Annotated in this window: 33 protein-coding genes; 9 read left to right on the top strand and 24 right to left on the bottom strand. The window is 66.3% G+C overall.

Features of this window, described 5'->3' with window-relative positions:
• Position 1: 1 nt before the first annotated feature.
• The 16 genes from LYSHEL_RS13430 to LYSHEL_RS13355 form a co-directional block, all read right to left on the bottom strand.
• Positions 2–601, bottom strand: coding sequence for a hypothetical protein (locus tag LYSHEL_RS13430; protein ID WP_213434542.1), 600 nt, complete (start codon positions 599–601; stop codon positions 2–4).
• Positions 598–2,142 (bottom strand): PASTA domain-containing protein, encoded by a 1,545-nt coding sequence (locus tag LYSHEL_RS13425; protein ID WP_213434541.1) that lies wholly within the window; start codon positions 2,140–2,142, stop codon positions 598–600. Before LYSHEL_RS13425 ends, LYSHEL_RS13430 begins: the two co-directional genes overlap by 4 nt.
• A 155-nt stretch (positions 2,143–2,297) precedes the next feature.
• A complete protein-coding gene (locus LYSHEL_RS13420; RefSeq protein ID WP_213434540.1) occupies positions 2,298–2,588 on the bottom strand; it encodes a hypothetical protein in 291 nt (96 codons plus the stop codon).
• A 6-nt stretch (positions 2,589–2,594) separates the two neighbouring features.
• Complete coding sequence (locus LYSHEL_RS13415) at positions 2,595–3,014, bottom strand: hypothetical protein (protein WP_213434539.1); 420 nt, start codon at positions 3,012–3,014, stop codon at positions 2,595–2,597.
• Positions 3,015–3,040: 26 nt separating this feature from the next.
• Positions 3,041–3,202: a hypothetical protein gene (locus LYSHEL_RS13410; RefSeq protein WP_213434538.1), complete on the bottom strand. Its 162-nt coding sequence runs from the start codon at positions 3,200–3,202 to the stop codon at positions 3,041–3,043.
• Positions 3,203–3,270: 68 nt separating this feature from the next.
• Complete coding sequence (locus tag LYSHEL_RS13405; RefSeq protein ID WP_213498447.1) at positions 3,271–3,639, bottom strand: hypothetical protein; 369 nt, start codon at positions 3,637–3,639, stop codon at positions 3,271–3,273.
• Between the two features lie 26 nt (positions 3,640–3,665).
• A complete protein-coding gene (locus LYSHEL_RS13400; RefSeq protein WP_213434535.1) occupies positions 3,666–4,274 on the bottom strand; it encodes a DUF938 domain-containing protein in 609 nt (202 codons plus the stop codon).
• Positions 4,275–4,320: 46 nt separating this feature from the next.
• Entirely contained in the window at positions 4,321–4,902 is a 582-nt protein-coding gene (locus tag LYSHEL_RS13395; protein ID WP_213434534.1) for a hypothetical protein, read from the bottom strand.
• Positions 4,899–5,303: a VOC family protein gene (locus tag LYSHEL_RS13390; protein WP_213434532.1), complete on the bottom strand. Its 405-nt coding sequence runs from the start codon at positions 5,301–5,303 to the stop codon at positions 4,899–4,901. Before LYSHEL_RS13390 ends, LYSHEL_RS13395 begins: the two co-directional genes overlap by 4 nt.
• Before the next feature lie 13 nt (positions 5,304–5,316).
• The gene (locus LYSHEL_RS13385; protein ID WP_213434531.1) at positions 5,317–5,712 is read right to left on the bottom strand and encodes a hypothetical protein; all 396 of its coding nucleotides are present in this window, start codon (positions 5,710–5,712) and stop codon (positions 5,317–5,319) included.
• Positions 5,713–5,771: 59 nt separating this feature from the next.
• Entirely contained in the window at positions 5,772–6,098 is a 327-nt protein-coding gene (locus LYSHEL_RS13380; protein WP_213434529.1) for a hypothetical protein, read from the bottom strand.
• Positions 6,099–6,152: 54 nt separating this feature from the next.
• Positions 6,153–6,701: a hypothetical protein gene (locus tag LYSHEL_RS13375; RefSeq protein WP_213434528.1), complete on the bottom strand. Its 549-nt coding sequence runs from the start codon at positions 6,699–6,701 to the stop codon at positions 6,153–6,155.
• Positions 6,702–6,725: 24 nt separating this feature from the next.
• Positions 6,726–7,358, bottom strand: coding sequence for a hypothetical protein (locus LYSHEL_RS13370; RefSeq protein ID WP_213434527.1), 633 nt, complete (start codon positions 7,356–7,358; stop codon positions 6,726–6,728).
• A gap of 4 nt (positions 7,359–7,362) precedes the next feature.
• Positions 7,363–7,524: a hypothetical protein gene (locus LYSHEL_RS13365; protein ID WP_213434526.1), complete on the bottom strand. Its 162-nt coding sequence runs from the start codon at positions 7,522–7,524 to the stop codon at positions 7,363–7,365.
• 352 nt (positions 7,525–7,876) lie between these two features.
• Positions 7,877–8,131 (bottom strand): hypothetical protein, encoded by a 255-nt coding sequence (locus tag LYSHEL_RS13360; RefSeq protein WP_213434525.1) that lies wholly within the window; start codon positions 8,129–8,131, stop codon positions 7,877–7,879.
• A gap of 6 nt (positions 8,132–8,137) precedes the next feature.
• The gene (locus LYSHEL_RS13355) at positions 8,138–8,515 is read right to left on the bottom strand and encodes an HIT family protein (protein ID WP_213434524.1); all 378 of its coding nucleotides are present in this window, start codon (positions 8,513–8,515) and stop codon (positions 8,138–8,140) included.
• A gap of 264 nt (positions 8,516–8,779) precedes the next feature.
• Here LYSHEL_RS13355 and LYSHEL_RS13350 point away from each other — a divergent pair, with 264 nt between their 5' ends.
• Both LYSHEL_RS13350 and LYSHEL_RS13345 read left to right on the top strand, forming a co-directional pair.
• Positions 8,780–10,846: an alkaline phosphatase D family protein gene (locus LYSHEL_RS13350; protein WP_244858545.1), complete on the top strand. Its 2,067-nt coding sequence runs from the start codon at positions 8,780–8,782 to the stop codon at positions 10,844–10,846.
• Positions 10,847–10,884: 38 nt separating this feature from the next.
• A complete protein-coding gene (locus tag LYSHEL_RS13345; RefSeq protein ID WP_213434521.1) occupies positions 10,885–11,475 on the top strand; it encodes a carbonic anhydrase in 591 nt (196 codons plus the stop codon).
• Positions 11,476–11,516: 41 nt separating this feature from the next.
• Here the strand turns inward: LYSHEL_RS13345 and LYSHEL_RS13340 are convergent, their stop codons facing one another.
• On the bottom strand, positions 11,517–11,954 hold the full coding sequence (locus tag LYSHEL_RS13340) for a DoxX family protein (protein WP_213434520.1): 438 nt from the start codon (positions 11,952–11,954) through the stop codon (positions 11,517–11,519).
• 37 nt (positions 11,955–11,991) lie between these two features.
• Positions 11,992–12,234, bottom strand: coding sequence for a hypothetical protein (locus tag LYSHEL_RS13335; protein ID WP_213434519.1), 243 nt, complete (start codon positions 12,232–12,234; stop codon positions 11,992–11,994).
• Between the two features lie 115 nt (positions 12,235–12,349).
• On the opposite strand from LYSHEL_RS13335, the gene LYSHEL_RS13330 reads away from it, so the two are divergent.
• The 4 genes from LYSHEL_RS13330 (at position 12,350) to LYSHEL_RS13315 (ending at position 19,353) form a co-directional block, all read left to right on the top strand.
• A complete protein-coding gene (locus LYSHEL_RS13330; RefSeq protein ID WP_213434518.1) occupies positions 12,350–12,778 on the top strand; it encodes a hypothetical protein in 429 nt (142 codons plus the stop codon).
• A 643-nt stretch (positions 12,779–13,421) separates the two neighbouring features.
• Positions 13,422–18,473 (top strand): RHS repeat-associated core domain-containing protein, encoded by a 5,052-nt coding sequence (locus LYSHEL_RS13325; protein WP_213434517.1) that lies wholly within the window; start codon positions 13,422–13,424, stop codon positions 18,471–18,473.
• Positions 18,473–18,958 (top strand): hypothetical protein, encoded by a 486-nt coding sequence (locus LYSHEL_RS13320; RefSeq protein ID WP_213434515.1) that lies wholly within the window; start codon positions 18,473–18,475, stop codon positions 18,956–18,958. Before LYSHEL_RS13325 ends, LYSHEL_RS13320 begins: the two co-directional genes overlap by 1 nt.
• On the top strand, positions 18,955–19,353 hold the full coding sequence (locus LYSHEL_RS13315) for a hypothetical protein (RefSeq protein ID WP_213434514.1): 399 nt from the start codon (positions 18,955–18,957) through the stop codon (positions 19,351–19,353). The genes LYSHEL_RS13320 and LYSHEL_RS13315 overlap by 4 nt, the downstream gene beginning before the upstream one ends.
• A 33-nt stretch (positions 19,354–19,386) precedes the next feature.
• Here the strand turns inward: LYSHEL_RS13315 and LYSHEL_RS13310 are convergent, their stop codons facing one another.
• Both LYSHEL_RS13310 and LYSHEL_RS13305 read right to left on the bottom strand, forming a co-directional pair.
• Positions 19,387–20,202 (bottom strand): hypothetical protein, encoded by an 816-nt coding sequence (locus LYSHEL_RS13310; protein ID WP_213434513.1) that lies wholly within the window; start codon positions 20,200–20,202, stop codon positions 19,387–19,389.
• Between the two features lie 126 nt (positions 20,203–20,328).
• Positions 20,329–20,853: a histidine phosphatase family protein gene (locus LYSHEL_RS13305; protein ID WP_213434511.1), complete on the bottom strand. Its 525-nt coding sequence runs from the start codon at positions 20,851–20,853 to the stop codon at positions 20,329–20,331.
• 161 nt (positions 20,854–21,014) lie between these two features.
• On the opposite strand from LYSHEL_RS13305, the gene LYSHEL_RS13300 reads away from it, so the two are divergent.
• Positions 21,015–21,671, top strand: coding sequence for a hypothetical protein (locus LYSHEL_RS13300; protein WP_213434510.1), 657 nt, complete (start codon positions 21,015–21,017; stop codon positions 21,669–21,671).
• Here LYSHEL_RS13300 and LYSHEL_RS13295 read toward each other — a convergent pair.
• The 4 genes from LYSHEL_RS13295 to LYSHEL_RS13280 are packed head-to-tail and all read right to left on the bottom strand — an operon-like array spanning position 21,656 to position 23,503.
• Complete coding sequence (locus LYSHEL_RS13295) at positions 21,656–22,036, bottom strand: hypothetical protein (protein ID WP_213434509.1); 381 nt, start codon at positions 22,034–22,036, stop codon at positions 21,656–21,658. The two genes, LYSHEL_RS13300 and LYSHEL_RS13295, sit on opposite strands and share 16 nt — an antisense overlap.
• Positions 22,036–22,464: a hypothetical protein gene (locus LYSHEL_RS13290; protein WP_213434508.1), complete on the bottom strand. Its 429-nt coding sequence runs from the start codon at positions 22,462–22,464 to the stop codon at positions 22,036–22,038. The genes LYSHEL_RS13295 and LYSHEL_RS13290 overlap by 1 nt, the downstream gene beginning before the upstream one ends.
• Positions 22,461–22,919, bottom strand: a complete 459-nt coding sequence (locus tag LYSHEL_RS13285; RefSeq protein ID WP_213434507.1) for a hypothetical protein — start codon at positions 22,917–22,919, stop codon at positions 22,461–22,463. The genes LYSHEL_RS13290 and LYSHEL_RS13285 overlap by 4 nt, the downstream gene beginning before the upstream one ends.
• Positions 22,920–22,951: 32 nt before the next feature.
• Positions 22,952–23,503 carry a DUF2058 domain-containing protein gene (locus LYSHEL_RS13280; protein WP_213434506.1) on the bottom strand — a complete coding sequence of 184 codons (552 nt, stop codon included), beginning with the start codon at positions 23,501–23,503 and terminating at the stop codon, positions 22,952–22,954.
• A gap of 75 nt (positions 23,504–23,578) precedes the next feature.
• On the opposite strand from LYSHEL_RS13280, the gene LYSHEL_RS13275 reads away from it, so the two are divergent.
• Positions 23,579–24,121 (top strand): M48 metallopeptidase family protein, encoded by a 543-nt coding sequence (locus LYSHEL_RS13275; RefSeq protein WP_213434505.1) that lies wholly within the window; start codon positions 23,579–23,581, stop codon positions 24,119–24,121.
• Positions 24,118–24,378 carry a hypothetical protein gene (locus LYSHEL_RS13270; RefSeq protein WP_213434504.1) on the top strand — a complete coding sequence of 87 codons (261 nt, stop codon included), beginning with the start codon at positions 24,118–24,120 and terminating at the stop codon, positions 24,376–24,378. Before LYSHEL_RS13275 ends, LYSHEL_RS13270 begins: the two co-directional genes overlap by 4 nt.
• Positions 24,379–24,427 lie beyond the last annotated feature (49 nt).

Below are 24,427 nucleotides of genomic sequence, written 5' to 3'. Positions count from 1 at the left end.
CTCAGGTCTCCCCCGGCGCCATCGGCTCCACGACCTGCAGCGGGTGCTCGAGCTTCAGTCGCCGTCCCAGCGTGAGTGGCGGCGACGCTTCCGGATCGTGCAGCTTCTTGCCACCCAGCTTCAGCAACGCCGTCACCTTGCACCTGCCCGCGCCGATCTCGGTGATTGCGCCGTTGCGCAACGTGAGCTCGGCGGTTTCGAAGACGGCCGACAAGTCCAGGTCCAGCGGGATGCGCGTTTTCCCGAACGGATCGACGATGACTTCGATGGTCGGCTGCAATGTCGCCGTGGCGGTGTGCTCGCCCAGGCGCAGGTACACCGGTTCGCCCGGCGTCGCCAGGCTCGCCTCGGCATGCTGCCTGATCTCGTTCGCCTTCGCCCACGCGCGCGCGAACACGCCGAACACGTTGAAATCGAGCGTGTCGTGCACGGCCGCCAGCGCCTTGTCGCCGACCGTGCGCCACACGAAATCGCCGAAGCCACGATCCCGGAAATCGGGCTCCTCCTCGAGCCGCTTGCGCACCGCACCCTCGAAGTCGTCGTACGCCGCAGGAAGCAGATCGCGCACGCGCTGATGGTCGTTGTCGGCTGCCATGGTCATGGCTCCTTCTTCGAGACGGGGAGATTGCCGTGCACGCGGGCATCGCCGAACGCGACGACGACGTGGATGCGCAGCGGTGGTGCGGTGAGCGGGATGCCGGAGGTCGGGGCGGCGTCGACGATGTGTGCGTCGATGGGAGTGACGCGGACCGTCGGCGCGGTCGGCGGCGCTGGCTTCGGTGTTGGTCCGACGCCAGGGGGGGCCGGTGGGTTCGGCGGCCACGGGACGACTTTGGCGATCCACGCCAACGTCAGCACGCCCCCCACGCAGATCGGGATCCAGACCCATGGTGGCCATCCCGGTCGGCCGACCATGCCTGCGAGCTGCGCTGCCCTGCTGTGCGTCTCGCGGCCGACGCGCCAGGTCACGAGGAAGGTGGCACGCGCTTCGCCTTCAAAGGGCGTCGTGAACTCGCCCGTCAACATTTCCGTCTGGCCGGCCTGCAACACAGGGATCGTGCATCGATCGTCCGTGCAACGCGCGTCGGACCACGCATGGCCGCCCAGGTTGTGGCGCGCTCCAAGCCGTAGCACGACGTTGCGAATTGCACGCGTGCCGCGATTCCAGAGGTTGACCTGGAAATGCAGGTTCTTGCGGAGCACCCACCGATCATCGAGCGAGTCGACGGTGACCACGATGTCGGAGACGTCTTCGACAATCGGACGCGGGCCGATCGACGCGTTGTCTATTGGCGGACCCGTCGTCGTAGCGGCTGCGGGACCGCTTGCTGGCCCAGTCGTCGTGGCGGCCACCGGGCCGTTTGTTGGAGTTGTCGTCGTCGCGGCGACCGGTCCCTCGGTCGATTGTTCGGGCGTGCGACGTGGCGCCGCATCGGACGCGTTGTTGTCCGGATTCGAGTCGGACACGTTTTCGACGCGGAGCGATGCGGACACGCGATAGTCGCCCTCGCCTTCGGGCGTTCCCACGATCCCGAACACCGTCTTCCTGCCGTTGTCGAGCGTGACGCGGCAGGTGGTGGAATGGTCGTTGCCGGGGCACGCATTCCTGCTCGCAGCATCGAACAGGAAATTCGTCCCGCGGAACACGATCGTCACGACGGCGCGGGACGGTCCCGAATTCGCGACCACGAATTCGAACGTGTCCGGCGTGCCGACGGCGACGCCATTGCCGCCGGCCTGCGCGACGACGGACACGTCGGTGCCTTCCGGCGGTGGCGGTGGCGGTGGCGGTGGCGGAGGTGGCGGCGGCGGTGGCCCCGTCGAAACACTGAGCGCAACGCCCATCCCCGGCGTCACTTGCGTGCCGGCGACCGGCGACTGGTCGTAGACAACGCCCACCGCAAGCGCAGAGTTCCCATCCACGCGCGACGCCTCGCCCTGCATGCGGGACACGAACCGCTGCCCTTCTTCCCACGTGCACCCACGCAGGTCGGGCATCGCGCCCTTTTCGATGGCGTTGTTGATGTCCAGGTAGCGAGGTGCGCATTGCGCCAACGCCGCGACCGGCACGCACGCCAGCACGGCCGCCAGGACCACGGCGCCCCAGCGGAGCGTTCGCTTCGATGCCGTTCGCGCGCGCACGTGCGACGCTCCTGGATGCGCCGATGCCGCCCTAGACTACGCACGCCCCATTCGGCGTCGGCCAGGAATCCGACGGTCGGTCGGCGCCCATGAGAACGCCGCTCTCTCGGTGAACGAAAACGAACATCGGCGCGTGGCGAAGGCGTCCCGCGGCTTCAACGCCTGCCGAACGCCAGCCACAAACCGATGACCACGCAGCAGAGGTCCAGGAGGATCGCGAACGCGACGAAGGATCGAAACAGCAGCTTGTGTGGCGTGATCGGTTGCTTCCAGCTGATGCCCACGACGCGGTAGTGCAGGAAGTCGCCATGCGACAGCGTCCTGGGCGAACCGAAGTGTTCGTGGAGGCCCGCCGCCTTGAGCACGTTGATCACGCGCGCACGGAGTGCGACCGACAACACGGCACACACCAGCGCGAGCACCGCGACCACGCGAGCGAATGCCATGCGCCGCTACGCCCCTGCCCGCGGGTCAGGATCCATCGGAACGCGCGACACCTGCGGTGCGCTTGCCGCCAGCACATGCGTGACGACGTTTTCGGCATGGACCACGTAGTGCTGCACGCCGCCGCTCGGAATGTCGCTTGCCAGTGCCATCGCATGCTGCATTTCGGCCGCGTAGGCGCTGTCCGGTTCGTGGAAAAGGAATACATCCACCTTGTTCGCGGTCTCCGACACCTCACTGAACAATTCCGGCACGGTCTTGAACGCCCCGACGACCGGGAAATGCACGCGGTAACGGGCGGAGTCCGGCGTGACTTCGAGGGGATGTCCGATGGCGCCGTCGGGTTCGCCGCGCACGAGTTGCGCAACCTGGACGACGAGCGCGTGTCCGTCGAAGTCGAACTTCTCGAGCCAATGGAATGTCTGCATGGGGCGTTGCACCGCGGGCATCGCGCTCAGGCGATGCCGATCAGAAGGTTTCGAAGGCGCGCCGGGCCGAACAGCGCCACGACGAGGAGCAGGACCGACAACGCCGCGAGCAGCCAGAACGTGGCATCGGGATGGGGCGTGTACGCCGCTACCGCGGTGTAGGCGACGCCCGCGGCGGAAACCAGCAACAGGCCCCTTCCGAGCCAATGGACACGACGAGGCAGGTCCTTTGCGCGCATGGGCGGAGTGTATCCAATCACCCTGCACGCTTGATCGTTACCGCAGACACAAGCAACGCATTGAGATAAGCAAATCCTGCAACGAGGATTCCGCCGATGCCGACCGCGGACCAATGGTGGACGAAGCGTGCGAAGCCTTCGAAGGACGTGGCGACGGCCACGACGATGCAGGCGACCAGCGCCAGGCCCGCGGTTGCCACCGCCCTTGGACGAGACGGACGCGCACCCACCGCATTGGCCCACGCGACAAAGCAGATCGGCGCAAGGGCAAAACATCCGAAGCCGCCAGCGACCCAGCCGTGCCCTGCCCCCGCCAACGCGACGCCCGCGAACACCATGAAACCCGCGACGATCGCGGCGATGCCATATCGAATCAGCGCGGGCACGCGCGCTACGGCGTAGATGGATCGCGTCATCGTGCTGCCCGCGCCTGCCGCCGCCACACGAGGCAACGGTTGTTCGCCGGCATCGCCACGTTGTCGACGGCATGCAAGCCAACCTGCGCCGCAAGCTCCTGCACCGCTTCGAGATCGCGGATGCCGGAACGCGGATCGCGCGCTTTCAGCCACGCATCGAAATCGCGGTTGCTTTCGCTGGTGTACGTGCCGCCTTCGTTGAAGGGCCCGTACACGACGAGCATGCCGTCCGCTTCGAGCACGCGCCCGACGCCGGCGAAGAACGCCTCCACCCCGGGCCAGCCGACGATGTGCAGGATGTTCGCGCTGAACACTGCGTCATAAGGCCCGGCCGGCCATCGCCCGCTGACGTCGAGCGCGAGCGGCGGCGGTGTGTTGGGAAGATCGGCTTCGTCCAGCCATTGCCGGATGCCGGGGAGTTGGGATGGCAGGTCGGCGCACTGCCAGCGCAGCCACGGCATCGCGGCCGCGAAGTACACCGCGTGCTGCCCGGTGCCGCTGCCCACTTCGAGCACGTTGCGGCGATCGGCAAACTGCGTGCGCAGCACCGCGAGGATCGGATCACGGTTGCGCTCGCAGGCGGGCGCGAAGGGTTTGGCGTCCATGGCGACAGCATGCCGCATGCGGGGGTGGATTGCGTTCCGCCCAACCTCAGCGTCCGGTCCGTTCGTCCCGCCATCCGTCACCCGCATGTTCCGGCAATCCCGGGCGGTCGGCATACGTCACCCACCCGTCGTGGTGGATCTCCACCACCCACGTCGCCCCCTGCGCATACACCCACGTGTCGGACGCGCACGCCATCAACGCGATCGCATGCGCGCACGCATCGGCCGCGGACAGCGCGACGCGCGGGCGCCGCGAGACGCACCAGTCCACGATCACCGTCGTCGTGGGCGCCACGTCCAGGGCGCGCAAGGCTTCCTCGAGCAGTTCCTTGAGGCGCGCCGGACTCTCGCCCTGTTGGCGGACGGCATGCGGCACGAAATCCCAGCGGATGCTGGCGAATCCGATCGGATACGTCGTGAGCGGCCCGCGCGCGGCCTCGGTGTTCCAGTGCAACGCATGCCGCACGCCCGCCGCTTCCAGCGCGGCGCCGTGATAACGGTGGAATTCCGCCGCTTCTTCCGCATGCCGCTGCTGCGCCGCGCGCTCGGCTTGCTGCGCGAACAAGGCGTCGCGCTTGGCTGCCAGGTCGAGGCGGCGTGCGGCGGGATCGTCCGGTGCGTCGCTCATGTTGATTGCTTCAACGGCGAACGATCCCCCACGAACCACAGGTGCCCGAACGGATCGACGAAACTGCCCTGGCGATGCGGGCCCCACGGCATGTCGTGCAAGCGCGTCGGATATGTGCGGCCGACGGCGCCGGCGGCGACCGCACGGGACAGGAACGCATCCGGATCGTCGCAGAAGACTTCGATGCGCACCGAGGGCATCCCGAGTCGCGCAGGAAAGTCCCAACCATTGTTGGCGGGCTCGCCGAGGAACACCGGTGCGCCCGCGATCACCAGGCCCACGACCGAACCGAGATTCCACAGTTCTTCCGCACCCAATGCGCTGCGATACCACGCGGTGGCGGCTGCCGCGTCCGGCACGGCGAGCATGACCGAGAGGACGGCATCGGCGGGTTGCGGCATGGCGTCGCGGGACTCAGATGCCGCGCGGATACTGGATGGGCCCATACACGACGGCGCCCTGCCGATCCTGTCGCAGCAGGTACATGCGCTTGTGGTCTGCGTCGACGAGCAGCACGTAGGGCTGATCCTCGATCGCGCCCCGGCTGCCGAGCTTGTGCCGCGCAAGTCCCTCGGGCAAGGACGCCGCCACCGGCCACCCGTGCGCGGCCACCTGCTGCGCCGAAGGCGTTCCGTACGCACGGAGGAATGCGAATGCCTGCGGGCTGCGCGGATCGGTCGTGCGATGGAGCGCGTCGAAGGGGGCCGTGTCCGGGCTTTGCACGCGCGTGGGCTCGGACACGCGCGGTTGCTGCGCATGGCACAGCAGTGGCAGGCCCGCGAGGAGTACGGAAATGACAATGCGCTGCATGGCTGCCTCCGTGGGTTCGGGACCAGTGACGCGACGGAGGCCGTTCCTGAAATCCCGCATCAGGGCGCTCGCTTGAAAAGCAGCGCGCGGAAGGGATCGCACGGCGCGTGCAGGACACGCTGGCGCCAGTCGGCAGTGGTCGGGAAGCACGCCACCATCGCGGCCTCCAGCAGATCGAATCCGGGCTGCAGTTCGCTGACCGCAAGGGTCTGGTCGTCGAATGCGAACTCGAGGGACACCGCGTCCGCGGTCGTGCGATCCACCATGCAGGCCGCGATCGCGGAAACCCGCTGCCAGGCCACGAAGATGGACCCGACGGTAAACCCGAAAGGCGTGACGGCCACGGGCATGCGCCCGGGGGTTGCGCGCTGGGCGAGGCGTTCCATCAAGCTCAAGATCGTCCCCATGTGGGCCTGGCTCGATCGTTGGACGGTGCGAGTTTATGGAACCCCGGGCCTGGCCACCAGTCGTGTCGGCTCCGGCCGCTGCACGGGCGGCTTCGGCGGCAGGCCATGGAAAGGCACCGACCTGACGCAAAGGCGCGGGTTGTAAGTGCGCAACAACAATCTGAATTCACGGGCATCCAGGCGTGCCGTTTCGGCCGTCATCAGGATCGCCTTGAATTGCTGCTTTCCTCCGGGCGGCAAGACGCGCATCGCCGGCCCCGTCCGATAGCTGCCAGGCAGGTCGATCAACCGCCGCCATTGGCCGGACAAGTCGAGGGACTCGATGGAGAAGTCGGGCCTGAAGGCAAACTCGCCGCCCGACTCGCTGACCAGCCCGACCGAAATCGAACTCGTCTTGCTGGCGTTTTCGATTTCAAACGTTCCGACGAATGCACCGGCGTTCAACCGGGCCTCTTTCAATTCAAGCGCGGCTTCCGCGGCCATGCCGGCTGCGCTGTCGCAAGGATCTGCATTCGCGGCGCGGGCATCGTCGGGATGCATGGCAATCCCGAGGGCGGCCAACATGATCCATCGGATCTTCATCCCGGTCCTCCATGCGCCTGCCGGCTATGGGCAGGTTGCACGATCCGCCATGTCGATGTCCGCCACGAACGCTCGACGCTGTGATGCCTGCGATGGCAAACGGTACGCCAACCAACCCTCCAACCGGCGTCGATGCTGCCTGGTGACGACGACAGTGCCTTCGACCGCTGCCGTGCAGTCCATGGCGTCGTTGCATATTCGCAGGCTTGCCGACCCACGTCGTCCGCTGGCGTTGATCGGATACTCGCCATCCAGCCCATCGGGGGACTGGCCATGGACGTTGAAGATCCACGTCACGCCGGCACCGTTGGCTTGCAGGTGGGCGAGCGTGGCCGGGCCATCATCGATGTCGCAGGCAAAGCCGGCCGAGCCCGTCAGCGCCGTGCCATCCGGGCGAACAGACGTGCAACCGCCCATCGCGACACACGCGAGCGCCAGGCACAGGAACTTCCGTCCGATGCCCGTGCCCACCAGCAGGGCGCAGACCAGCACGAGCCATTCCAGGAGCACGAGGATCGTAGGCCCGTGTGTGCCGAGCCAGTGCATGCGAACGCTGCCCGACAACTCGGGCGTGAAAAAGCCCACGATGAGTCCGATCACGCACTGCACGACGAACAACACGACGGCGTACTTTGCGATCCTGCCCCAGTTCAACACGATCTCATTCCTTCGGGTTCAACGTCTGATCTGCAGCGTCGAGGAAATCGCCGATGGCGACTGGATCCGTCACTCCGCCGCCGATGCATTCCCCTGCATAGGCGTACAGGAAGTCGGAGACCAAGGTGTCGCCGCGCGCCAGGTAAGCGCTCGCGAATCGCTCCATGATCCGATAGGCGTCCCGCAAGGTGATCGCACGATCGAACGCGGGGTCTTCAAGCGTTGGGTATGACATGGCGTGACCGGAAGTGAGTGGGGTGCGGCGATCGCTACCACGGCAATTCCGTCCAGCGCTTGCCGCTCAGGTCGCTGTAACGTCCTGAGATCTGGCCTGCAAAGTAGCGGATGCACGAGACGGCGGCGACTACCCCGCAAGCCACGACGATACAGAAGCCGATCTGCCCCGCAGCATGCACCCCGGCGAAGTAAAGCCCGAGGCACAAGCCACCCCAGCAGGAGTGCAGTCGCGCAGGAACCGGCGAATAGCCACCAGCTACGCGGCTTGCCGATAGTCCTGATCATCGATCCAATTCCTCCAGGTTCTGCCGCCACGCAACCAGGTCGTCCAATGCAATGCGAAGCGTGTCCATGAATTCCTCGAACGGGAAAATCATCGCTACGTCCCCCCCGACGTAAAGGTCCTGGACGAATTCGAGCTCCGGCGCGCCCGCGGGCGAAAAACGCACGATGCAGAGCCGTTGATGATCGAACTGGATCTCGGCAGCAGGATGGATGGCGTCGCCTTCGGTGATGAACAGGATTTGGAATGCCATGCGCCCCTACTCCGGCAGTTTCGAACGAATCAACGCCACGGTCTCCGCCAGCTGGCTTGCCGATGCCCGCACACGTTCCCGCCGCTGCGCATCCCCGCCCGCATCATGCACCGTCCCGCGTAGCCGCCCCGCCCCATCGAAGGTCGCCAGCTGCGGCGGCCCGATCCCCCAATCGCTCCCCGCCTGCCGCGGCACGACATGGAAATGGAAGTGCGGCGTTTCCTGTCCGCTGTACACCCCGTTGTTCTGGAACGTCAGGATCCCGAGCGGGTGGTAAGCCCTGACCAACGCCTGCGCCACGCGCTGCGCCTGGACCAGGATGGCCGCGCATTCCTCGGGCGAAAGATCGACAACGCGACATGCCGCCGCGTGATGACGCAGCACTGTCCGACTTCGAACTGCCACGGATTGATCAGGGTGAGCGTGTGTTCGCTTTCCTCGATGATCGCCCAGCGATCTTCGCGGCTTGCCGTTTCACACAGGTCGCACGGGTCCCTGACGGGAAGCTCGATCATTGCGCTGCGCCGATCCGTTGGAACGGCCGAGTTTCGCACGGGTGACTTCCGGCAGGCTCCCGCGCCGGGGATCAGGTCTAGCGTGGCGACGCCGCGATCCGCGCGCCGTGCTGCAGAGGCCCGAATGCCGACCATGGATCGCCGCCAGTTCCTGAAACTCTCCGCCGCGTTGGGCGCCACCCTCGCCTGGGGCTGCGCGTCCGTGCAGCCGTCGTCGAGTGGCTGGCGCGAACGGCGCGACCTGTATCCGCAAGGCGTGGCCTCCGGCGACCCCGACTTCAACAGCGCCCTGCTCTGGACGCGACGCCCGTATACGGACGGGCGCGACGGCGCCACGCTGCTCGTCGAAGTGGCGGAGGATCCCGCGTTCACGCGCGTGGTCGCGACGGCGTCGGCGCGCGTGCAGGCCGCGTCCGACTGGACCAGCCGCGTGCTGGTCGCCGACCTGCAACCGGCCCGCGAATACTGGTACCGCTTCGTGGACGAGGAGGGCAACGGCAGCCGCATCGGTCGCACGCTCACGTCGCCGGCGCACGACGATGCGCGGCCCGCGCGCTTCGCCTTCGTCAGTTGCCAGAACATCTGCGAAGGCGCGCAGAACGCCTATCGCAAGATGATCTTCGAAGACGAACGCGCGGCACCCGGCGAGCGCATCGGCTTCGTGCTGCACCTGGGCGACTTCATCTACGAGGTCGTGCAGGTCCCGTCGCAGGTGAAGAACGGCCATCGCTACGATCGCGTCATCACGTTCCCGATCACGTTCGAACACGGCAAGGCGGTGGCGAAGAACCGCTTCACGGTGCCCGGCTCGCTCGACGACTACCGCGCGCTCTACCACGCGTACTTGCAGGATCCCGACATCCAGGATGCACGTGCGCGGTTTCCGTTCGTGGCGATGTGGGACAACCACGAATTCTCGTGGCAGGGCTGGCAGTCGATCCAGGAATTCGGCGCGGGCCTGGAGCCTGCGCAGACGCTGAAGGTGGCCGCCAACCAGGCGTGGTTCGAATACCAGCCGGCGCGCGTGTCGCCGCCGGGCGCGTCGCTGGATACGTTCGCTGCGCCGCACGTGGTCGATGCCCCGGTCACCACCTTCGACGACGACGGCCTGGGGCAGGAACCCAACAACCTCGCCGCGATCGACAGCCTCATCGCGTATCGCGCCTTGCGCTGGGGGCGGCACATCGACTTGCTGCTCACCGACCAACGCAGCTTCCGTTCGCGCGATCCGGGTTCGCGCGACGAGATCAATCCGCTGTTCGAAGGCGACACGCTGGGCTTCGTCCCCGAGACGCTGGCACGGCAACTCGACGGCGGCCGCGACTATGCCGACGGCCACCCGCCGGCCACGCTGTCGTTCGGCGACAAGCACATCCCGAATTACCGCGCGAAGGAAGCCGCGCAGACGATGCTGGGCGCGAAGCAGAAGACCTGGTTCCTCGAACGCCTGCGCAGTGCGCAAGGCACGTGGAAGATCTGGGGCAATTCGCTGGGCACGCCCGACTGGCGCGTGGACCCGCAGCACCTGCCGCCCACGCTGGCGAAGTGGCCCAACGAGGATTTCGCGGTCATGGCCACCGGCGACTGGGGCGCCACGTACCACGAGCGCGCCGAAATCTTCGACACCGTGCGCGACGCCGGCATCACCGGGTTCGCCATCGTGTCCGGCGATCGCCACAGTTTCTGGGCCGGCTATGCCGCGAAGGCGTTGCCGCCTGCGGCGTTCGAACCGGTGGGCGTCACGTTCGTCACCGGTTCGATCTCCGCGCCGGGCACGGTGGAGGCCAACGAACACAACGTGAAGCAAGACGATCCCTTGCGGCCGTTGTACCTCGCCAGCCCGGGCGGCGGCCCGTCGCAGGCGACGATCAACCTGCTGCTGCGGCATGGTGTGCGTTCCGCGCTGGAATACGCGAAGCGCGGCGATCGGACGAAGGCTTACGCGGTGCGCAATCCCGACATGGCGCCGCATCTGGCCTTCGTCGACATGGGCGGGCACGGTTACTCGACGGTGCGCGTCGACGCCACCACGATGGTCACCGAATTCGTCTGCATCCCGCGGCCCATCGCGCGCAGCCCCGGCACGGATGGCGGGCCGCTGCGGTATCGCGTGCGCCATGAAATCGCACTCTGGCAGGCGGGTGAACGGCCGCAGATGCGGCAGAGCGTCGTGGAGGGCGACGCGGGCCTGTCGGTGTGAATGTCCGGGTGCGCCGCCACCCGTGCGTTGCTTGAAGGATGGAACCCCTGCCCGACACCCCCGACGCCGCCATCGCGCTGGCCCTGGCCGGCAACCGCCGTTTCGTCGAAGGCCTGGCGTCGGTCTCCCGCGATGAACTGGACGTGCTGCACGCGCAGACGGCGTACGACCAGCGCCCGTTCGTCGCGATCCTCGCCTGCGCCGATTCGCGCGTGCCCGTGGGGCTGGTGCTGGACGAACACATCGGCCGCGTGTTCGTCACGCGCATCGCGGGCAACACCGCGTCGACCGAAGTCATCGCCAGCCTCGAATACGCCGTCGCCGTGCTGGGCGTGAAAGCGATCATCGTCATGGGCCACACGAACTGCGGCGCGATCAAGGCGGCCATCCGCAACGACGAAGTGCCGGGCCAGATCAGCGCGTTGTTCGCCGGGATCCTGCCGGCGATCGACGATTGCGGCGGCCCGGGCGCCGAAGTGGACGACGTTACGCGGAGACACGTCCTCAACCAGGTGAGCACGCTGACGCATGCGTCCACGGTGGTGAGTTCGCGGGTGAAGAATGGTTCGTTGAAAGTGGTGCCTGCGATGTATGACGTGGCGACCGGGGTGGTGGGGTTGCTGGGGTAGCTGCGATCGACTGATCCGGGAGCCTCAACGAAGCGCGCATGTCACCGGCGTTGCGAAGCTTCGACATGCATTGCGCCATCGCGACTCGGCCAATAGTCCAGCGCCACCGCGGTGAAGCAGGCGATCAGCAACGCGCTGAATTCCCATCCGCCCTCGCCCGGTCCGATGATGAAGAAGCCGAGCTGCCAATGGATCAGCGCGATCCCGGTGGCGAAGATGACGATGAGCACGGCGCACAGCGTGCGGACGAAAACCCCCAACGCGATCAGCGCGACGCCCGCGGTTTCGGCCAGGTTGACGAGCTGCGCCTGCGCCTGCGGAAACGGGAAGCCGAACGATGCGAGCGCGTCGCCGAGGGGCGCGATCTCGCCGTAGAGATACCGGTGGATGCCGTGGGTGAAGATGATCGCGCAGACGACCAGCTTTACGAGGTCGATGGCGACGTGGCCACGGCGGACAAGCTGGATGTTCGGCTTCATCGTTTCCCCCGGGGCTGCAGTCAATGCGCTCACTTGCTCACTTCGCCGTCAGGCCGCGGATCCCGGCCGCCAGCAGGAACGCGCCTGCCAGGCAATACAGGCTGTAGTACAGCGCTGCGTCCGGCCCGGCAAGGTCCAGGGGGACCAGGCGCGAAGGATGATGATGGACACGACCCGTTGCGAAGTAGCGATAAAGGTTGGCGGCGCCGGTCGACGCCATGACGCTCCCCAGCAGGAACTTGCACCAGCTTCCCCAGTTGTCCCGCTCGCTCGTGGACATGGCCTTCCGGGAGTCCCCACTGCCGTCAAGGGTTCGATTATGCAGGGGAGTAACCTCCTTTGCGCGCGGCCTCCGCGGCCCTGCGATTCCCGTCGATGCAAAGGAGCGACACCCCATGACCGACGAACTTGCCGCCGCCAACGTCAACCGGTCGTACCAGCTCGCGGCGTCCAGCATCGCGATCTTCACGTTCCTGCTGTTCTTCCTGTATCCGAAGTTCGCGAGCGGACAGATCGACGCGTGGTCGTACCAGATCAGCCTGATCGTGATGGGCGTGGCGACGTTCTCGTTCGCGTTCTCGTCCTTCTACTACTACGCCGCCTCGCTGGGCGGCCGCATCGAGGATGCGGAACGCGCCCGGTACGCGCGCCGCGGCGATCGCGCCTGGCTGCTCGGCTGCATCCTGTTGTTCCTGACGCCGAGCCTGATCCTCTTCACGATCCGATTGCTGGTGGTCGCGGCGGCGTGGTTCGCGTTGTGGCTGGTGTACCTGTCGTTCGTGCTGCGCTTTTTTCCGCGCGTGCAGGCGGGCGGGAAGCGCTGAGCCCGCATCGCACCATCAATTGTTTCGCCGGCGACGGGAGTTGGCTGGCGTCGGCGACTGGATACAACCGCAGGAACATCGTGTTGAACAGTTTCTCCTGCGTCCCTTCCTGTGAGAACAGGAAGATGGTGCCGGTCAGCAGTCCCGGCGTTCCGTCGGACAACTTGAAGCCGCCGAAGAAAACAGTGGCGCGGTGGAACTGCGATCCCGTCAGGTTTGCCGACATGACGCCATTTGTTTCGGCAGCGTGCCGGAAGCAAAATCCCGACCCACGGGACCGGTCGTAGAACGCCGCCGCACCACGGCCGTCGGCGCCGTAGTACAGGAAGTGCCACGAATCCGAGGTCTCGCTTTTTGAAAGCCACGCGCCTTCGGATTCCGATTTGACAAGGGATCCTTCAGCGCGGCACGCGCCGAAGGCCAACAGCAAGCACGTTGCTGCGAAGAGACGACCCGTCATCATTCCCGCGCTCCATGGCCCCCATGCAGCGGCACCGTAATCGAGCGCCGTTGGGAATGCGTGAAGGCTGGCCAGATGCCCGCAATAGACGGGAGCGGTTTCCGTCCAGATCGCAGACGCCGCTGACTATCTTCGTCCCGCACGGGAACACGACGCTACCTCCATTCAACCTGGAGATGGCGCATGGCGCTCGCCCGCTGGAGTTTGGCCGCCGCAGTCCTGCTGGCGCCCGGTATCGCGCACGCGCTCAAGTCGGGCACGGAGTGCAAGACCGACAAGGATGGGCAGCAGGTGTGCGTGCAGGTCACCCCGCCGCCGCCCCCTACGCCGGTCATCGATCGCGTCACCGTCGTCGGCATCCCGCCCACCCCGCTCTACCCGGACGGCTTCAATCGTTACTTGTGGGAGCTGCTCAACCGGCAGACCTCGACGCTCGCGCCCGACGCGGCCGACATCGGCGGCCACGGCACGGAAGGCAATGGCGGTGCGCCTGCCGATTCCTGCGGCGAAGCGAAAGGCAATCCGATCTTCCCGTCCACGGGCAACAAGATCGAGGCCGAAACCGACTTCACCAGCGCGGGCGAGATGCCGCTGCACCTCACCCGCACCTGGAACCAGCACGCCTCCGCCGGCTTCATCTTCGGTAGCCGGTGGCTCACCAATTTCGACCTGCGGCTCGAAGTGCATGCCGACGGACAGTCCATCGTTGCGCATCGCCCCAGCGGTGCGCAGTTGCGCTACGTGTACCGGACGACGCCCTCGGTGGCGTGGTGGGAAGACCGGCCTGACGGTCGCAGCCGCATCGTCGCAGACGGCGCAGGCGGCCACGTCCTGTACGCGCCGGACAACACCGTCGAGACCTATGGCGCGCACCGACGCATCACCAGCCAGAAGAACCCGCGCGGCGTCGGCCTGGCATTCCAGTACCGCACGCACGCCATGCATTGGACACCGTTGCTGGAGCGCGTGACGCACACGTCCGGTCGCGCGATCCAGTTCACCTGGACCGACACGCCCATCGGGCCGCAGATGACGCGCGTGGTGGATCCGGGCGGCAATGCGTTCACCTACGCGTACGACGCATATGAGCGCTTGCAGTCCGTGGTGCAGCCGGGCACCCCCGGCACCACGATCACGTACCACTATCCGCTGCGCGACGCGATGCTGCTGGGCAAGAGTCTCAATGGCGTGCGCTATTCCACGTTCGCGTACGACGCCAATGGTCGCGCAACGTTGACCGAACACGCGGGCGGCGCCGACCGGCACACGTTCGCATACACGGACCAGGCCGATGGCACGTTGCGCGTGGAGCACACCAATCCGCTCGGCAAGCGCACCACGTCGATCTACAAGACCGGCAAGCTGCAGTCCGCGACGGGGCATGCGTCGGCCTCGTGTCCGGCGGCCTATCGCGAAGTGACGTATGACGAAAACGGACACGAGGACCTGGTGGCGGATTTCGCGGGCAACCTCATCGACTTCGACCACGCGCCTTCCGGGCTGTTGTTGCGCAAGGTCGAAGCCGCGGGCACACCCGACGCACGCGAGACGACGTATGCGTGGGATGCCAACGGCCGCACCACGCGACAGTCGGTCACCGGCGTCGTGCAGCTGGATTACAGCTATCGCAACGATGGCCTGCTCGATCGCATCGCAACGACGAACCTGAGCCCGCACGGCGTGACGGGCCAGATGCGCGCCACGGAGTACCGCTACACGTTCCATCCCGACGGCATGGTGGCCTCGGTGACGGTGGATGGCCCGCTCCCGGGGACGGGCGATGCCGTGGTGACCAAGGCGGATGCGTTCGGCAACGTGGTGAGCATCGCCAACGAGCTGGGCCACGCGACCACCTACGCCAACCACAACGTCCTCGGACAGCCCGGCCGCGAAACCAACCCCAACGGCGGCATCATCGATCGCACCTACGATGCGCGCGGTCGCCTGCTGACCCTGACGCGCTGGGTCAACGGCATCGCCGCCACCACCACGCAGGCGTGGGACAACCGCGGCAACCTCGCCTCGCTCACCACGCCGGATGGCGTGCGCACGGTATACGCGTACGACGGTGTCAGCCGCCTCGTCGAAGTGACGCGCGAAAAGGCGGCGCCCGCGCCGATGGCCGTGGGCGTGTTTTCGCTGGGAGACGGCGCGTCGTTCCTCGAAGAAGGCGATCCCGGCGAAGGCTACTTCCACGAGCCGCCCCCGTTCCGCGCGTACGCCTGCCACAAGTGCGACTACGAAGACCGGCCCGGCGTGGCCGCGGTCCAGGGCACCATCGACGGCGTGTGGATGACGGGCGCCAACGCCGAACTGCACGGATGGGCGTGCACGCCCGGCATCAATGCGTCGATGGACGTGCACCTGTACATCGGCGGGCCGGCGGGCATCGGCCAGTTCGTGGTCGCGGTGAAGGCCAATCTCTACAGCGAAGCCGCTGTCTCGCAATCCTGTGGCACCAGCGGCACGTGGCATCGCTATGCCATCCCGCTGTTCGAGGACTTCCGCCAGGCGCATGGCGGGAAGGCCATCTTTGTCCACGGCATCGCCCTCAACGGGGCGCCCAATGCCTTGCTTGCGAACTCCGGCCACTTCGGCGTGCCGCACGTGATCCTGGACGCGGTAGTCGTCTCGCAGCAGGTGCCGGCCACGATGATCGCGGGCACGACCACCAACGTCACCGTGCAGGTCAGGAACACGGGCAATGCCGCGTGGGCGCCAGCAAAGAACGATCGGCTCGGATCGCAGAACCCCGGCGACAACATGACGTGGGGGTTGCATCGTGTCGCCGTCCCGGGATCGGTCTCGCCCGGCAGCACCGTGCATTTCGTGTACCCGATCACCGCGCCATCGACGCCCGGCACGTATGCGTTCCAATGGCGCATGGTGCGCGACGGGGTCGCGTGGTTCGGGGCGCAGACGCCGACTGCGTCCATTGTCGTCCAGCCCGCCCCGCCGCCCGACATCGATTTCCAGCGCTTCACGTACAACGCCAACAGCCAGGTGGTCCTCGCGCAGAGCGGGCGGCGCATCGCGGGCGTCGACGCCATCACGCGCAGCGCCGCCACCGAGTACGACGAACTCGGCCGCGTGCGTGTCGCGCATGGCAACGCCGGCCAGCGCGTCGTCACGACGTATGACGACGTCGGCCAACCGACCACCGTCACCGACGCCGCGGGCCGCACCACGACGAATCGCTACGACGCCCTGGGCCGAGTCGTCGAGCATATCGACGCCGCCGGCGCCCGCACGCTGTTCACGCATGACGCCGGCGACCGCCTCACGCGCGTGATCGATCCGCGCGGCAATGCCACCGCGTACGTGTACGACGGCTTCGGGCAACTGTGGGCGCAATACAGCCCGGACAGCGGCACCACGACGATGCAGTACAACGACGCGGGTTTGCGCACGCAACTGACACGCGCCGACGGCACCGTCCTGCTCCATGTCTACGACGGGGCGGGCCGGCCGACATGGACCGGGAACGCCCAGCGCGGGCGCACGTACTCCTATGACTGGTGCGACGGCGGCAAGGGACGCCTGTGCGGGACGGATGTTGCAGCCAGGCAAGGCGACGCGTGGATCAGCACCAACTCGGCGCACTACGCCTACACGCCCTTGGGCGACCCATTGTCCAAACGCGAGTCCGTGTACGGCGCGCTGGACCAGACCGGGTACGCCGTCGACGGCATGGGCCGCGTCACCGGCATCGAGTATCCGAGTGGGATGAAGGTCCGCCATGTCTACGCGAATGGCGCACTGACCGGGGTTTACGCGAGCTTCGGCGCCGGCGAAGTTCCGGTCGCCACGGGCATCCAGTACCAACCCTTTGGCGCCGCCACCGGCTGGACCTATGGCAATGGCATCACGCGCAGCTACACGTACGACCTCGACGGCCGCGTCACCGCGATCAGCGCGAAGGACGCGGCCAGCGTCAAGCAGAGCCTGACGTACCAGCACAACGCGATCGACCAAATCACGCGCATCACCAACGGCCTGGACGCCAACCTGACACAGGACTACGGCTACGACGCGCTGGATCGGCTGACAGCGATCAGCGGCTCCGGCTACGCGTCCGGCTACGCGTACGACACCGTGGGCAATCGCATTGGCCATCACGACAGCGGCACGCCGACCACGTACGACGTCGATCCCGCCAGCAACCGCCTGCGCGCGCGCAGCGGACATTTCAACGACACCTGGATGACCAACGCCGTCGGCAACACCACCGCGTATTCCGGCAGCGATGGCGTCATGCACGCGCTCGCCTACGACACGTTCAACCGGATTGCGGCGCATACCCGCGCCGGCGTCGAAACCCGATACGAGATCAATGCCCTCGACCAACGTGTCGGGAAGTGGTCGGCTGCGACTGGCGGGCGACGGTTCGTCAGCGAGGGGCATCGATTGCTTGCGGAGGTCGGTGAGGATGGCAAATGGACGAATTACATCTGGCTAGGCAACGAACTGATCGGCCTGGTGCGCAACAACCAGTTGCATGCGGTGCATAACGACCATCTGGGACGGCCGGAGGTCGTGACGAATGCGGCGAAGGCCACGGTGTGGCGCGCGAGCAACTATGCGTTCAAGCGGTTCGTGCAGTTCGACACCTTTGGCGGATTGAACATTGGATTCCCGGGGCAATACTGGGATGCGGAATCGGGGCTGTTTCATAACGTCAATCGCGACTATGAGCAGCGGAGTGGTCGGTATTTGCAAATAGATCCTATCGGCTTGGCAGGAGGAATAAATACGTTTGGCTATGCGAACGCCAACCCGGCTTCATACATCGACCCATTGGGACTGGAGGGAGTGGGATCCTTCAACAACGGAGGATCTCGCACTCTGTGGGAAGGCGGAATCAGGAGACTGCCGGACTATTTCACACTCCAGATCAACCTCGGCGTCACTGTTCTGCACTACACCGTGACGAAGAATGGGACGCTCTTCTCTGGTGGTGGAGGGTTGGTCAACTCGCACAACCCTGCACGTTGGTTCAAGGGCGGCGGCGCTTCTCTCACCGCAGGCTTCCTCGACGGCTGTCCAGACGGCGACGATGTTGACAAGTTCATCATGGGCAGAGTCACAACCGTCGGCACCGCATTCGGGATCGAAGTGAGTCGATCGTGGAACGACGCTGGATCGGCGACCAATGTTGGATTCGGCACGCCGGGCATCATGACCGAACACTCGTACTCCGGGAGCGCCGGAAAGATCTTTGGTGGATGGTGGTGATGAAGCGCCAGCACCTGAATTTCGCTTTTGGAACTCTTGCCCTCTTTGCAACTGCAGTAGCGTTGTCGACCTTCGCCCAGTGGGCAATCAATCGTGCAAACCAAGACGCCCTGGAAAACGCTCGGCGAGTGCAACGCGATCTGATCGTGCCACCAGAAATGCGTCCTGTCGGGACCAGCACCCAGGTCAATCACGGCGGCCCAGTCGGCATCAGGCAGAAGTTCGTGTCGTCACAACGCGCGGAGCGATTGACGGCGGATTTCCTGATTACGGCGAAGCAGCAAGGCTGGCTTCTTACCGATCGGCGCAAGCTCAGATGGGGGGTCTACGAAGCAAACTACTGCCGCAATGGATGGCAACTCACATTTCATGCCGAGGACCGCGGCAGTGGGCAAACGACGATCTCTCTCGGCGTCTATTTGCGGGATGATTCACCGACTGCGCAGTGCAAGTCGGAAATTGATTCGGGAAGCGCCAAGACATGAAACATCAACGGGCCATCGCCAGCATCTTGTTGTTGCACGGCGGCCTCGGAACGGCGTGGGCTTGCTGGATTGCGTCCGCCTATGACCTGTCCCTAGGCTTCCTCGTGCCAAATTTGTCGCTTGCTTTGCTCGGGATTGTTGCCGGCGTTGGCCTACTGAGATCGCAGCGCTGGGCAATCACACTGGGCTGCGTGTTCTATACGGTGCAAATCCTCCAGGTCACATCGCCCGCATTCCAATGGTCCTTCACGCTCGGCTTCCATCTCTCAGTTGCCGCGGGCGGGAGCGCCGTGATTGGTGTCAATCTCTACGCCTTGGCGATGTTCTTCTGGTTGGCGTCGAAGCGCCGCAACCTCGTACGGCCCGATTTGGTTACGTCGGACGAGGCGCCTTGACCCGAAGACCAAGGCGCCCCGCCCCTTCGTTTCCTAAAGCGTGTGCTCCAACGCCCCGTGCAACATCCGCAGTTCCGACTCGATCGGCATCACCGACTTCCCCCTCGCATCCACGGCGCCGAGGCGGAGCATCCCCTCCTCTGGCGGATGCCAGTCCGGCGCGCGATACGCGGTCCGGTACTCCTTGCGCCACTGGCCCGGCGTGGCGTCGATGGTCTTGTTCACGCCGGCGAAATGCAGCGGCACCATCGCCGTCCATTCGCTCGTGCGGTCCTGCGGCGCCAACACCCATTGCTTGACGGCATTGACGCCATGCGTCTCCAGGATCCGGCACGCGCGCGCCTTGTCGCGCCCGATGCCGCCGCTCGCGTGCACGCTGCACTGCATGGCTTCGGCCGCCAGGACACGACCGTCCGGCGCCACGCGCATGGCGACGTTCACCACGCCATCGACGGGGAAGCCGGGCATCTTCGGCCGCACGAGGGTCTCGACTTCCGCCGGGGTGCGCGGCGCGGCACGGCTCGCATCCGCGACGACGTCGCGGAACACGACGTCTTCGACCTTGACGACATGCTGGGCCGCGTCCGGCGTGGCCGACAGCGTGACCCGCATCTTGCTGCGCGTCGGGGCCGGCGCCGACGACGGTTCGAACTTCCAGCTCGCCACCGCCTTGTTGATGACCGCGTGCATCTCGTCCGGCAAGGGTGTGTGGATTGCATGGGAGTCCACGGTGCCGGCATTGGACACGACCACTTCGCCGTCGACATCCAGTGTCTTGATATCGCGCGCGGCCGCGTGGCCATGCAGGATCAGCCCGGCGATGCAGGCGGACAGAAGTTTGGTGTGCATTGGATCTCCATTTCCGACGAAGGGGTCGCGATGGTGGCAACCCGCGCGGGGCAATGGATATCGGCGGCGAACGTCAAGGCAGGCGGAACAATCTCGCGTGTTGGCACGAAGGCGATTGGACACCGCTTACGGCTCATCCCCGCAATCCCCGAACATCAACCGCTGGCTCGCCAACGTCGCATCCGCCAGCGTGCCCGCGGCGTCGTACTCCAGCCGCAGCATCCAGCCGAAGGTGTCATCCGGCCACTGCTTCGGCAGCAGCGAATCCGGCGCGCCCAGTGCCTTCGCCAGGCCGAGGATCTTCTTGTGCGTCCAGCAGACCAGCGTCGTGGCGCCGTCGTAACGCGCATCCTCGAGCAATCGCCTGGCCAGCGTCGGGTAATCGCCGTCGGCGACGCGCGCGTCGATCTCGATGCCGAGCGCGACTGCCAGCGGTTCGAGCGTGCTGTGCGCGCGATGGCTGTCGGGCGCGATGGCGGCGGCGATGAGGAACGCAGGGGGCGGCAGCCGCGACGTTCCGGACATCATGCGCTGGAAGAAGACGGCATAAGCCTGCGCCCGCGCTTCGCCCGCGGGCGTCAACCCGGTGTCGTCGGGATCGCCGGATTTCTCCGCGTGGCGGATGAGCAACAGGGTGGCGGACTTGGGCATGTCGCTGCGGGCGTTGCGCGGGAGCGCAGTATTTCCGACAAGGTGTCGGGACGCCGTCAGGGCCGGCCGGGTTTTCGGCCAGGCGCGGAGGCTCGATTACCATCGGATTCCTGGCAACCCAACAAGGAAGGCGCATGACCCGGGGAAAGGTCGCAGGGACGTTGCTGGTCGTTGCCATCGGGGTCGGGGCGTGGATGTTCTGGCCCGCGCGCACTTCATCGCCGACAGCGACTGCTCCGCACGGGGAGGCGCCCATCGCAGCGCAGGCTGGAGCGCAGGAGAAACCCTCCGAGGCAGGCTCCTCGAATACGGCTGCATCCGGGTCGCCCAGCGCGTCGGCGGAGGCGCCGCACGCCCCACTCCCCACCGCACAGGCCGGCCTCAAACCGCTGACGTCGGAAGACGAGCGCCGCCTGCAAGCCTTCGTCGATTCCGGCGCACAGCACAACGCAGACCAGCGCGATTACGAACTCCTCGTCGTCAAGGAAGCCCCGGATGCCGAATGGTCGGAGGCCACCGAACGCCGGCTCGAAGACGCCCTTCGCCGACACGGCGCGCGGTTCACCGCGCTGCACGCCTCCGCGCCGCATTGCACGCGCACGCTGTGCCGGATGCTCGCGACGGGCGGATTCAACAGCGACGCCCCCGACGCGGACTGGCAACGCCTGGTGTACGAAGTGCAGCGCGATCCGTCGGTTCGCGACGCCTTCGTCGACCAGCACACGGCGGTCGGCGGCGACGACAAAGGCGTGATGTTCGTGACGTACCTGGTGCGGCGCGATGGCCAGGCGCAGGAGCGCCCCTACTTGACCCGGTAGATCGCCAGGAGCGTCAAGTCCTGCCTGTCCAGGAAGTAGCAATACATGGCCGCCGCCATTTCCGGATTCCTGTGCGTGTAACAGGCCTGCCAGTACCGCTTCCCTTTCAAGCGTTGCGCGACTGCGAGTTCGTACGGAAACCTGGGGACGCCATAGACCCAGAGGTCCGAATTGCCGTTGCCGAATTCGTGCACCGATTTGAGCTGATAGGTGCGCAGGTCCACCTTGTCCCGCACGGCGTATTGCACCGACGCTTCGGCCGCCTCGACCAACGCCTGCGCTTCGTGCGCGCCACCACCGGAACAGGACACCGCCAGGAGCGTGCACAGCGACAACGACAACGACAACGGGATGCCGGTGCGCATCAGAGTCCGTCCAGTTGCACCGCGTAGCCGAAGGCCGCAAACGCGAGATGCACGATCACCGCACACCCGACGACGGACGCGAGCGCCGCAAGGAAGGCGTTCGTCAGCGTCCATCGACGCGTGAGCACGGCATGCCCGATCGCGACGGCCAGCCAGAGGGCAACGCACGCGAGTACCGCCGTGCCCTCCGGAAACAGGCGCGCAAAACCGGACTCGACCGGGCGCACGACCAACGCGAAGCCGAACAGGTACTGCGGCACGAAGAACAGGAAAACCCCGACCGCACCCGGCAGCGGCGCGACGAGTCCCAACACGGCCAACGGGATGGACGCAGCGAGCCAGAACAGCACGGCACCGACCCCGAGGAGGAGGCGGACGGGGTCGTGCACCCATGGCTGCGACGTCGCAGCAGGGGTCGAGCGCGTCACCGCGTCCGCTCCGGATTGATGACCCGGAACGTTCCGTAGAACGCCATCGCGGACACCGCACCCAGCAACCCGAACTGCAGCGTGCCCTGCCACCACTCTGCCCACGCGTTCGGCGACGCGTCGTCGACAATCGAAGGGAATGTCCCCACCCCAATCGGCCCAGCGCCCACCAGGAAGCCGACGGCGAACATAGGCAACGCGCGAAGCCATCCATTGGCGCGCAGCGCCAACGCGATCGGCACGCCCACGAGCGCTACGTAACCCCCTGCGAAGACGAAGGCCATCGCGAGGATGATCCGCCAGTCCTGTGCGGGGAAATCCGGCGCGCGATACGCCACGGCCGCGATGACGCACGCGACCGGCGCGAGCGCCGCGGCAAGCCAACCGAACCCGACGCCCGCGAGGAGGCGGAACGTCAGGCTGCGGAAGAACGGTTCACAAACAGACGGCAGCATCGTGCGAGCACTCCCCTCAAGCGCGCCACGGTTCACCAGACCAGATCGTCGGGCACCTGAAACTGTGCGTAATACGCGTCATCGCCGTCCGCGGCAATCGACACCGCATCCGCCGCCTGCCCGTGATCCACCACGATCATGCTGGCATCGCGCTCGCGCACCTTGTCGCCCGCCACGCGCGGCAACAATTCGTAACGCTCCCCGAGCCGCGCGATCACCAGCACCCCGCTCGACAACTTCTGCCGCAAGTCGTCGTTGACCAGCAGCGTGCGAATCGCACCATCGGCGGTGAACCGGTATTCGCTTTCCCCCGCCCGCGGCACCTTCTTGTCTTCGATGATCTGCCGCGCCTGCGCGCGCAGTTCCGCGGTGCGGGCCCGGGCCTTGCGCTCGGCGGCCAGCGCGCGGTCGCGCTCGACCTTTTCGGCCCGCGCCCGCTCTGCGTCCCGCTGGATCTCGCCGGGCGCGCTGCTCGCCTTGGCGTGCTTGGCCACGTGCTGCTCGCGCGCCACCTCAGCCACCTTGGACTTCTTGACCAGGCCCGCCTTGAGCAGCTGTTCCTGGAGCGGATTGCCCTTCGCCATGTCGATGCTTCGTATCCGGGGGTTCTGGCGCCATCATAGCGACCGACCCCCTGCCCGGCTTCGTCCTACCCGCGGATGCAACCCTTGAAGTACCTCGTCGGTTACCCGCCCCACCTGCAGGCGCAGGTGCAGGAGCTCATCGCGCAGGGCCGCCTCGGCAAGCGCCTGGCCGAGCGGTATCCCGAGCCCCACGACGTGCGCAACGACCGCCAGTTGTACGACTACGTCCAGGCACTCAAGGACCGGCACTTGCGCAAGGCCGTGCCGCTGGGGAAAGTGGTCTACGACAGCAAGCTGCAGGTGATGAAGCACGCGCTCGGCACGCACACCACGATTTCCCGCGTGCAGGGTGCGAAGCTCAAGTCCAGCCGCGAACTGCGCATCGCCACGGTGTTCCGCGACGCGCCCGCCGAGTTCCTGAAGATGATCGTGGTGCACGAACTCGCGCACCTGAAGGAAGCCGAGCACGACAAGGCCTTCTACCAGCTGTGCACGCACATGGCGCCGGACTACCACCAGCTCGAGTTCGACCTGCGGTTGTGGTTGACGCACCTGGAACTGGAGGACGCGGAAGCACGCGCACTGCGCCAGGATGCGCACCGGGAGAACGAGGCATGACGGATGTCGCGGACCGCAGCGATGCACGCAAGCAGGTTCGTCCGCTCGGGCGATGGATCGTGGCGTTCCTGGCGCTCGCAATCCTGGTGACCGGTGTCGTCGATTACGAAATCGCCCGCGCCATCAATGGGTACTACTTCCAGACCCATGCCGTGTCGCCGACGGTGACGGATCTTGCCCTTGGCGTGCTCGCGCTTTATTTGTTCGCCGTTGCGATCACCGGACGGTGGTGGCCCGCGCGACGCAACTACTCGTGAGCGCGTCAGGAATCGATTGGACAGCGGGATAGCGACACCTCCCGTCTGA

The sequence above is a fragment of the Lysobacter helvus genome, from assembly GCF_018406645.1.
Classification (GTDB): Bacteria; Pseudomonadota; Gammaproteobacteria; order Xanthomonadales; family Xanthomonadaceae; genus Noviluteimonas; species Noviluteimonas caseinilytica.
Note: the sequence above shows the minus strand (reverse complement) of the source record. Positions and strands in the feature narration are given on the sequence as shown.

What these genes read in the sequence shown, in the direction of transcription:
- LYSHEL_RS13430 (WP_213434542.1), bottom strand. Translation starts at nt 601, where the DNA reads ATGACCATGGCAGCCGACAACGACCATCAGCGCGTGCGCGATCTGCTT.
- LYSHEL_RS13420 (WP_213434540.1), bottom strand. Translation starts at nt 2,588, where the DNA reads ATGGCATTCGCTCGCGTGGTCGCGGTGCTCGCGCTGGTGTGTGCCGTG.
- LYSHEL_RS13415 (WP_213434539.1), bottom strand. Translation starts at nt 3,014, where the DNA reads ATGCAGACATTCCATTGGCTCGAGAAGTTCGACTTCGACGGACACGCG.
- LYSHEL_RS13400 (WP_213434535.1), bottom strand. Translation starts at nt 4,274, where the DNA reads ATGGACGCCAAACCCTTCGCGCCCGCCTGCGAGCGCAACCGTGATCCG.
- LYSHEL_RS13395 (WP_213434534.1), bottom strand. Translation starts at nt 4,902, where the DNA reads ATGAGCGACGCACCGGACGATCCCGCCGCACGCCGCCTCGACCTGGCA.
- LYSHEL_RS13390 (WP_213434532.1), bottom strand. Translation starts at nt 5,303, where the DNA reads ATGCCGCAACCCGCCGATGCCGTCCTCTCGGTCATGCTCGCCGTGCCG.
- LYSHEL_RS13385 (WP_213434531.1), bottom strand. Translation starts at nt 5,712, where the DNA reads ATGCAGCGCATTGTCATTTCCGTACTCCTCGCGGGCCTGCCACTGCTG.
- LYSHEL_RS13380 (WP_213434529.1), bottom strand. Translation starts at nt 6,098, where the DNA reads ATGGAACGCCTCGCCCAGCGCGCAACCCCCGGGCGCATGCCCGTGGCC.
- LYSHEL_RS13375 (WP_213434528.1), bottom strand. Translation starts at nt 6,701, where the DNA reads ATGAAGATCCGATGGATCATGTTGGCCGCCCTCGGGATTGCCATGCAT.
- LYSHEL_RS13365 (WP_213434526.1), bottom strand. Translation starts at nt 7,524, where the DNA reads ATGGAGCGATTCGCGAGCGCTTACCTGGCGCGCGGCGACACCTTGGTC.
- LYSHEL_RS13360 (WP_213434525.1), bottom strand. Translation starts at nt 8,131, where the DNA reads ATGGCATTCCAAATCCTGTTCATCACCGAAGGCGACGCCATCCATCCT.
- LYSHEL_RS13350 (WP_244858545.1), top strand. Translation starts at nt 8,780, where the DNA reads ATGGATCGCCGCCAGTTCCTGAAACTCTCCGCCGCGTTGGGCGCCACC.
- LYSHEL_RS13345 (WP_213434521.1), top strand. Translation starts at nt 10,885, where the DNA reads ATGGAACCCCTGCCCGACACCCCCGACGCCGCCATCGCGCTGGCCCTG.
- LYSHEL_RS13340 (WP_213434520.1), bottom strand. Translation starts at nt 11,954, where the DNA reads ATGAAGCCGAACATCCAGCTTGTCCGCCGTGGCCACGTCGCCATCGAC.
- LYSHEL_RS13335 (WP_213434519.1), bottom strand. Translation starts at nt 12,234, where the DNA reads ATGTCCACGAGCGAGCGGGACAACTGGGGAAGCTGGTGCAAGTTCCTG.
- LYSHEL_RS13330 (WP_213434518.1), top strand. Translation starts at nt 12,350, where the DNA reads ATGACCGACGAACTTGCCGCCGCCAACGTCAACCGGTCGTACCAGCTC.
- LYSHEL_RS13325 (WP_213434517.1), top strand. Translation starts at nt 13,422, where the DNA reads ATGGCGCTCGCCCGCTGGAGTTTGGCCGCCGCAGTCCTGCTGGCGCCC.
- LYSHEL_RS13320 (WP_213434515.1), top strand. Translation starts at nt 18,473, where the DNA reads ATGAAGCGCCAGCACCTGAATTTCGCTTTTGGAACTCTTGCCCTCTTT.
- LYSHEL_RS13315 (WP_213434514.1), top strand. Translation starts at nt 18,955, where the DNA reads ATGAAACATCAACGGGCCATCGCCAGCATCTTGTTGTTGCACGGCGGC.
- LYSHEL_RS13310 (WP_213434513.1), bottom strand. Translation starts at nt 20,202, where the DNA reads ATGCACACCAAACTTCTGTCCGCCTGCATCGCCGGGCTGATCCTGCAT.
- LYSHEL_RS13305 (WP_213434511.1), bottom strand. Translation starts at nt 20,853, where the DNA reads ATGCCCAAGTCCGCCACCCTGTTGCTCATCCGCCACGCGGAGAAATCC.
- LYSHEL_RS13295 (WP_213434509.1), bottom strand. Translation starts at nt 22,036, where the DNA reads ATGCGCACCGGCATCCCGTTGTCGTTGTCGTTGTCGCTGTGCACGCTC.
- LYSHEL_RS13285 (WP_213434507.1), bottom strand. Translation starts at nt 22,919, where the DNA reads ATGCTGCCGTCTGTTTGTGAACCGTTCTTCCGCAGCCTGACGTTCCGC.
- LYSHEL_RS13280 (WP_213434506.1), bottom strand. Translation starts at nt 23,503, where the DNA reads ATGGCGAAGGGCAATCCGCTCCAGGAACAGCTGCTCAAGGCGGGCCTG.
- LYSHEL_RS13275 (WP_213434505.1), top strand. Translation starts at nt 23,579, where the DNA reads ATGCAACCCTTGAAGTACCTCGTCGGTTACCCGCCCCACCTGCAGGCG.
- LYSHEL_RS13270 (WP_213434504.1), top strand. Translation starts at nt 24,118, where the DNA reads ATGACGGATGTCGCGGACCGCAGCGATGCACGCAAGCAGGTTCGTCCG.